The sequence below is a fragment of the Klenkia sp. PcliD-1-E genome (genome assembly GCF_024124375.1).
GTDB lineage: Bacteria > Actinomycetota > Actinomycetes > Mycobacteriales > Geodermatophilaceae > Klenkia.
Genome location: NZ_JAMXRZ010000161.1, coordinates 1 through 7,690 on the forward strand (window position 1 = coordinate 1; position 7,690 = coordinate 7,690).

The window sequence follows — 7,690 nt, forward strand, 5'->3', positions numbered from 1 at the left end:
CCGGCGGGCCGCGGCGGTCCGGCCGGGGCCGGGTCGGCGCTGCTGGTCTCCGGTCCTGCGGGTGGCCACGGGGGTCCTCCTCGGGTGCAGCCGGCGCGCAGCCGTGACCGCATCGTGATCGTGTCGGGTCGTGCCCATGTGTGACGTCCAGCACACGCGGGCATTACCGTGACGTGAACGGGGCAGGCGGTCGTGAGCCCCACCACAGCCAGACCGCAGCATCCTGCGGTGCGGCACGACCCGGGAGGTGCCGGTGACGACGTCCGCGTCGACCCCAGCGTGGCACGGCACCCCCGCCGTCGTGGCGAGCGGCGCGTCCGGCGTGGTCCGCGCCGCGCGCACCGTGCGCCAGCTGTGCACCCCCTCGACGCTGGCCGGCGGGCTGACCGAGCTGGCCTGGGTGAGCGCGCACGCCCTGCTCTGGCCGCTGGGCACGCGCCCGGAGACCCCGGTCGTCGACGACCGGGTCCGCCCCGAGTGGCGGCCGCCCGCCGTGCGGGCCTTCTTCGCCGGCGACCCGCTGGCCGCCCGCGTCCCCGTCGTGCTGGTGCACGGGATGGTCGACAACCGCTCGGTGTTCACCGTGATGTCGCGGGCGCTGCGCCGGCGCGGCTTCACCTGCGTCAGCACCTGGAACTACAGCCCGCTGGTGCAGGACGTCCGGGTCGCGGCCCGCCAGCTCGAGGAGCACCTGGCCCGGGTCTGCGAGGAGAGCGGCCACGACCGCGTCCACGTGGTGGGCCACAGCCTGGGCGGCATCGTCGCCCGGTGGCTGCTGCAGTGCGGCGGCAGCGCGCGGTTCGCCTCCCTGACCACCTTGGGGTCCCCGCACGGCGGCACCCTGTGGGCGCACGCCGTGCCCACGCCGCTGATCCGCCAGCTGCGGGCCGGCTCCGACCTGCTGGCCGAGCTGGGCCGCCCGGCTCCGGGGTTCGACGTCCCGCTGACCGCGATCTGGAGCGACCTGGACCAGCTGGTGCTCCCGGTGTCCTCGGGCCGCTGCGACCACCCCGACCTGCACGCCCGCAACGTCGGCGTCCACGGGATCGGGCACATGTCGCTGCCGATCCACCGCGGGGTGGTCGACGAGGTCGCCGCCACCCTGGCCGGCCACCGGTCCGGGACCGGCATGCACGACGTCGCCGTCGCCTGAGCGGACCACCGCCGCCTCACGGTCGGTGAGCAGAAGTCGACTCAGCGACACGCCGCACTGCCTCCCCGCCCCGCGCGGTGACGCGTGGTCACATTCCGGTCACGCGGTCGGCACCCCGCCGGCGCTCGTCACTCCTCTGGCGAACCGGAAGGCGGTACCCGTTGTCCCGCTCCCGCCACGTGGTCGGACCCCCGCGGCCCGGCCGCCCGGTGCGGGACCGGTCGGTCCTGGAGGCCCCCGCACTCGACCTGACCGCGCTGGAGGACCTCGACGCGCTGCCCGCGGCGCGGTTCCCCGCCGACGACGCGCTCGCCCCGCCCGCGGGCCGGGTGGAGGTGCTCGCCGGCGGGCCGGTCGCCCGTCCCACCGGGCGGCACCGGCTGCCCCGGCCCCCGCGTCGCCGCGGCGGTCTGCTGCTGGCCGCACTCGCCGTCGGCGGCCTGCTCGCCGCCGTCCTGGGCAGCGGCGCGGCTCCCCGGCCGGACGCCGTCGCCGGCGACTACGGCCTGTCGGCGACCGAGTCGAACTTCTCCGGCGGCATGGACGACGCCGACGCCCGCCGCGAGATCACCGCCGCCGAGGCCCAGGCCCGGCTGGACGACCTCGCCGCGTCGCGCGCCGCCCGCGAGCCCAGCTTCGTGCTGCCCACCGACGGGGTCATGACGACCTGCTTCTGCCAGCGCTGGGGCCAGATGCACTGGGGCATCGACCTGGCCGCGCCCCTGGGCACCCCGATCGTGGCCGCCGCCGACGGCGTCGTGCTGCGGGCGGGGCCGGCCAGCGGGTACGGCAACGCGATCTACGTCCAGGACGCCGACGGCAACGTCGAGATCTACGGCCACATGCGCTACCTCTACGTCGAGGCAGGGGACGTCGTCTCCGCCGGGGACCTCATCGCCAAGGTGGGCAGCGAGGGCCAGTCGACCGGTCCGCACCTGCACTTCGAGATCCACGTCGGCTCGATGACCGGCCGCCCCACCGACCCCGAGGTCTGGCTCAACGACCGCGGCATCTCCGTCCCCGGCGCCTGAGGCCCCACCGCCACCCCGCCTGCACGCCGGCTACCCGGCCCATGTTGATCATGCAGAACCGCAACGGGGACGCGCCGTCCGTCCGCGTGTCCCTGTTGCCGTTCTGCAAGATCAACGCGCGGCACGCCACCGCACCCAGCTCAGCTCAGCCGGGGGACGGCTCCTGGCCGCGGTGCGATCCGGAGGATCGCCAGGTCACAGCTTGACGACCGGGGCGTAGCGGAGGACCAGGCGCTTGGTGCCGCCGGAGCCGAAGTCGACGGTGGCCTGGGCCTTGTCGCCCACGCCGTTGACCTCGACGACCGTGCCCAGGCCGAAGGCGTCGTGGCTGACCCGGTCCCCGACGTCGACGCTGATGACCTGCCGGTTGCCCACCCCGCCGCGCAGGCCGCCGGTGGACAGCCCGGTGGCGGCCACCCGGCGCTGCGCCGACCCGTAGGAGGCCGAGGGCTTGGGGTCCACGCCGGTCCAGTGCACGGCGTCGGCGGGCAGCTCGTCGAGGAAGCGCGAGGGCGGGTTGTAGGCCGGCTGCCCCCACGAGGTGCGCACGGTGGCCCGGGACAGGAACAGCCGCTGCTGGGCACGGGTGATGCCGACGTAGGCCAGCCGGCGCTCCTCCTCCAGCTCCTTGGTGTCGCCCAGCGCGCGCAGGTGCGGGAAGACGCCGTCCTCGAGGGCGGTCAGGAACACGACCGGGAACTCCAGGCCCTTGGCGGTGTGCAGGGTCATCATCGTGACCACCCCGGAGTCGTCGCCGCTGACCGGGATCTGGTCGGCATCGGCGACCAGGGAGACCTGCTCCAGGAAGTCGGTGACGGTGCCCTCGGGGTTCACCGCCTCGAACTCCGCCGCCACGCTGACCAGTTCGTGCAGGTTGTCCACCCGGCCCTCGTCCTGCGGGTCGGTGGAGGCCTCGAGCTCCGACAGCAGACCGCTGCGCTCCAGGATCGACTCCAGCAGCGCGGAGGGCCCCGAGCCGGTGGCGAGCAGGTGCTCGAACTCCTCCAGCAGCGCGACGAACTCCTGGATGTTCTTCAGCGACCGGGTGGCCAGGCCCGGTGCCTCCTCGGCCCGGCGCAGCGCGGTGGCGAACGCGATGCGCTCCCGGTCGGCGAGGGTCTCCACCGCCGCCTCGGCCCTGTCGCCGATACCGCGCTTGGGCGTGTTCAGCACCCGCCGGAGGCTGACGACGTCGGTGGGGTTGCTGACCACCTTGAGGTAGGCCAGCGCGTCGCGGACCTCCTTGCGCTCGTAGAAGCGCACCCCGCCGACGACCTTGTAGGGCATGCCGACCCGGATGAACACCTCCTCGAAGACGCGGGAGGCGTTGTTGGTGCGGTAGAAGACCGCGATGTCCTTGGGCTTGGCCACGCCGTCGTCGACCAGCCGGTCGATCTGCTCGGCGACCCAGGCGGCCTCGTCGTGCTCGTTCTCCCCGACGTAGCCCTCGATGAGCTCGCCGTCGCCGGCGTCGGACCACAGGTTCTTCGGCCGGCGGGCGGTGTTGCGGGCGATGACCTGGTTGGCCGCGCGCAGGATCCGCTGCGTGGAGCGGTAGTTCTGCTCCAGCACGATCGTGGTGGCCTCGGGGTAGTCGCGCTCGAACTCGTCGATGTTGCGGATGGTGGCGCCGCGGAAGGCGTAGATGGACTGGTCGGCGTCGCCCACCACGCACAGCTCGGCCGGGGGCACCGGCCCGCCGGGGAACCCCACCAGCTCACGGACCAGGGCGTACTGCGCGTGGTTGGTGTCCTGGTACTCGTCGACCAGCACGTGCCGGAACCGCCGGCGGTAGTGCTCGGCGACGTCGGGGAAGGCCTGCAGCAGGTTGACCGTGGTCATGATGAGGTCGTCGAAGTCCATGGCGTGCGCCTCGCGCAGCCGGCGCTGGTAGAGCGCGTACACGTCGCGCAGCACCTTCTCCGGTGGGGTCTGCGGGACGTAGGACTCCTCGTCGACCAGCTCGTTCTTCAGGTTGGAGATCTGCGCGGCCAGGCTGCGGCCGGGGTAGCGCTTGGCGTCGAGGTCCAGGTCGCGGGCCACCATCGTCATGAGCCGGACGGAGTCGCCCTGGTCGTAGATGGTGAAGGAGCTCTTCATGCCGAGCTTGCCGGCCTCGGCACGCAGGATGCGCACGCACATCGAGTGGAACGTCGACACCCACATCGCGCGGGCGCGGGGCCCGACCAGCTGGGCCACCCGCTCCTTCATCTCCCCGGCGGCCTTGTTGGTGAAGGTGATGGCCATGATCTCGCCGGGGTGCGCGCCGCGGGCGCCGAGCAGGTAGGCGATGCGGTGGGTGAGCACCCGGGTCTTGCCCGAGCCGGCGCCGGCCACGATGAGCAGCGGGCCGCCCTCGTGGACCACCGCGTCGCGCTGCGGGCCGTTGAGCCCGGCGAGCATCCGCTCCAGCTCCCGGCCCACCTGGCCGGACGTCTGGCGGGGCAGGGCGGCGGTTCCGGGGAGGGAGATCTGCGGGCTCGTCATGACCCCTGCGAGCTTAGGCGGCGGCGCCGACACTCCCCCGGGGCCGCGAGGTGTGGCAGACTGCGCCCCGTGCTGAGCGCGCAGCAGTTTTCCTACGGCCACCGGGTACCGGTCGCCGTCCCTCAGCGCTAGCCACTGACAGACGAACCCCGGGCCCACGAGCCCGGGGTTCCTTCGTCTCCGGGGTCCGACGGCCCTCCCACCCAGGAGGAACCCATGACCGCGACCGCCGACACCGCCACCGACGCCGCCGCCCGCATCACCGAGCTGCGCGGCGAGATCGACGCCTGCGACGCCGAGATCATCCGGCTCGTGCAGCAGCGCCTGGCCATCTCCCAGGAGATCGGCGCGCTCCGCCGCTCCACCGGCGGCACCCGGTTGTCCCTGGCCCGCGAGCAGCAGGTGCTCGCGACGTTCCAGCAGGCGCTGGGCACCGACGGCGCCGCGCTGGGCATGATGCTGCTCCGCCAGGGCCGCGGCCGGCTCTGAGCTCCACCGGCTCCACGGAACACCGGGACGCCCGGGCTGCTTCACTCCCCTCGTGAGCTCCCCGCAGCGTCCCCCCGCCGAGCACGTCGAGCGCGCCCTGTGCGTGCTCGCCCACCCCGACGACGTCGACTTCGGCAGCGCCGGCACGGTCGCCACCTGGACCGCCGCCGGCACCGAGGTGACCTACCTGATCGTCACCGACGGCGACGCGGGCGGGTTCGACGACACCCCGCGCGAGCAGATGCCGCTGCTGCGGCAGTCCGAGCAGCGCGCCGCGGCCGCCGCCGTGGGCGTCTCCGACGTCCGGTTCCTCGGCTACCCCGACGGCCGGGTGGAGCTGACGCTGGACCTGCGCCGCGACATCAGCCGGGTCATCCGGCAGGTCCGCCCGCAGCGGGTGCTGACCTCCTCCCCCGAGCGCATGTACGACCGGATCGGCGCCAGCCACCCCGACCACATGACGGTCGGCGAGTCCACCCTGCGCGCGGTCTACCCCGACGCCCGCAACCCCTTCGCCTTCCCGGAGCTGCTGGCCGACGAGGGCCTGGACGCCTGGACCGTGGCCGAGGTGTGGCTGGGCGCCAGCCCGCGTGCCGACCACGCGGTCGACGTCACCGACGTGGTGGACCGCAAGTTCGCCGCACTGGAGTCGCACGTCACCCAGGTCGCCCACCAGCCCGAGGGTCAGCTGCGGGAGTTCGTGACCGGCTGGATGCGGCAGACCGCCGCCCGACACGGTCTGCCCGAGGGCCGCCTCGCCGAGGCCTTCCACGTGGTGCACACCGCCTGACTCAGGCCAGCTTGCGGTCGACCGCCCACCGGGTGAGCTCGTTGCGGTTGGACAGCTGCAGCTTGCGCAGCACGCCCGAGGCGTGCGACTCCACCGTCTTGACCGAGATGAACAGCCGCTGGCCGATCTCGCGGTAGGTGTAGCCCCGGGCCAGCAGCTGCATGACCTCCCGCTCCCGCGCCGAGAGCAGGTCCAGCCCGGGGTCGACGTCCGGCTCGGGGACCGGCGCGGCCGGCCCGGCGGCGAACGCGTCGAGCACGAACCCGGCCAGCCGCGGGGAGAACACCGCATCACCCTCCGCGACCCGGGCCACCGCGTCGCGCAGGTCCGGACCGGAGATGGTCTTGGTGACGTAGCCGCGGGCGCCGGCCCGGATGACGGCGATGACGTCCTCGGCGGCGTCGGACACCGACAGCGCCAGCCACCGCACGTCGGGCAGCTCCGCGCGCAGGGTCTCCAGCACCGTGCGGCCCCCACCCCCGGGCAGGTGGACGTCGAGCAGGACGACGTCCGGGCGGGTGGCCCGCACCCCGGCGACGGCCCCGTCGACGTCGGCGGCCTCCCCGACCACCTCGACGGCGTCGCCCAGCTCGGCGCGCACCCCCGAGCGCACCATGGCGTGGTCGTCGACCAGGAACACCCTGGTCATCGGCGTGGTCACGTCGCCCTCCTCGGCAGCACCAGCTCGACCTCCGTGCCGGCACCGGGCGCGGTGTGCACCGTCGCGGTGCCACCGACCCGCTGCAGCCGGCCCACCACCGAGTCCCGCAGCCCGCGCCGGTCCTCGGGCACCCGGTCGGGGTCGAAGCCGGTGCCGCGGTCGCGGACGTAGACGGTGACGGCGTCGGCGGTCACCTCGGTGTAGAGGTCGACGGAGGCGACGCCGGCGTGCTTGGCCGCGTTGACCACGGCCTCGCGGGTGGCCCGGGCCAGGGCCTCCACGGCGTCGTCGAGGTCCAGGTCGCCCACGACGACCGGGTCGACGGCGACCTCGTGGTCGGCCTCCACCTCGGCGACCAGCTGCGACACCCGCCCGGCCCAGGTGCCGCCCTCGACGGTGCGCGGGGCGTACAGCCAGCTGCGCAGCTCGCGCTCCTGGCCGCGGGCCAGCCGGATCACCTGCGCGGGGTCGCCGGCGTGCTTCTGCACGAGGGCGAGGGTCTGCAGCACCGAGTCGTGCAGGTGCGCGGCCACCGCGGCGCGCTCCTCCGAGCGGATGCGGGCGGCCCGCTCGTCGGCCCGGGAGTCCAGCAGCCGTCGCCACACTGGTGCGGTGGCCAGGACGATGCCGACGAGCACGACGACGGTGGCGACGAAGCCGTTGCGCGCGTTGGCCAGCTGACCGGTGGTGGCCAGCAGCAGCACCAGCCCGCCACCGGCCAGCAGGACGCCGACCACCAGACCCCAGCGGGCCGACCGCACGTCGGTGCGCTCGGTGTCCAGCTGGTACCAGATGACCGCGAGACCCGCGCCGGCCAGCACCAGGGGGACGACGACGTCGCCGCGGGTGAAGGCGTCCAGCCGGCTGGACAGGCCCAGCGCCAGCACGCCGAGCACGACCAGCCCGAGCAGCTGCCGGCCGCTGGCCCGCGGCGGGCGGCCGGGGCGCTCGTACCCGGCCGGCGCGGCCTTCATGGTGAACCAGAGCAGCGCGTAGGCGACCACCCCGACGCCGGAGAGCCCGAGCAGCACGAAGGCGACCCGGACGACGACCGGGTCCAGGCGCAGGTGGTCGGCGGT

Annotated in this window: 7 protein-coding genes; 4 read left to right on the forward strand and 3 right to left on the reverse strand. The window is 74.3% G+C overall.

What is annotated here, in order from left to right; genetic code table 11:
* The first annotated feature begins 301 nt into the window (after positions 1–301).
* Both NH342_RS20905 and NH342_RS20910 read left to right on the forward strand, forming a co-directional pair.
* A complete protein-coding gene (locus tag NH342_RS20905; protein ID WP_253017950.1) occupies positions 302–1,153 on the forward strand; it encodes a triacylglycerol lipase in 852 nt (283 codons plus the stop codon).
* A 179-nt stretch (positions 1,154–1,332) separates the two neighbouring features.
* Positions 1,333–2,184, forward strand: a complete 852-nt coding sequence (locus NH342_RS20910) for a peptidoglycan DD-metalloendopeptidase family protein (protein ID WP_253017951.1) — start codon at positions 1,333–1,335, stop codon at positions 2,182–2,184.
* Positions 2,185–2,379: 195 nt separating this feature from the next.
* Here NH342_RS20910 and pcrA read toward each other — a convergent pair whose 3' ends face one another.
* Positions 2,380–4,671: a DNA helicase PcrA gene (pcrA, locus tag NH342_RS20915; protein WP_253017952.1), complete on the reverse strand. Its 2,292-nt coding sequence runs from the start codon at positions 4,669–4,671 to the stop codon at positions 2,380–2,382.
* A gap of 216 nt (positions 4,672–4,887) precedes the next feature.
* Between pcrA and NH342_RS20920 the strand changes: the two genes are divergently transcribed.
* Entirely contained in the window at positions 4,888–5,160 is a 273-nt protein-coding gene (locus tag NH342_RS20920) for a chorismate mutase (RefSeq protein WP_253017953.1), read from the forward strand.
* Positions 5,161–5,212: 52 nt separating this feature from the next.
* Entirely contained in the window at positions 5,213–5,950 is a 738-nt protein-coding gene (locus NH342_RS20925) for a PIG-L deacetylase family protein (RefSeq protein ID WP_253017954.1), read from the forward strand.
* A 1-nt stretch (position 5,951) separates the two neighbouring features.
* On the opposite strand, the gene NH342_RS20930 is transcribed toward NH342_RS20925, so the two are convergent.
* Positions 5,952–6,611, reverse strand: a complete 660-nt coding sequence (locus NH342_RS20930) for a response regulator transcription factor (RefSeq protein ID WP_308200722.1) — start codon at positions 6,609–6,611, stop codon at positions 5,952–5,954.
* On the reverse strand, positions 6,608–7,690 hold a 1,083-nt coding region (locus tag NH342_RS20935; RefSeq protein WP_253017955.1), incomplete at its 5' end, for an ATP-binding protein. The genes NH342_RS20935 and NH342_RS20930, both read right to left, overlap by 4 nt.

Coding starts and splice junctions, on each gene's coding strand:
- pcrA (WP_253017952.1), bottom strand. CDS start 4,671: ATGACGAGCCCGCAGATCTCCCTCCCCGGAACCGCCGCCCTGCCCCGC.
- NH342_RS20920 (WP_253017953.1), top strand. CDS start 4,888: ATGACCGCGACCGCCGACACCGCCACCGACGCCGCCGCCCGCATCACC.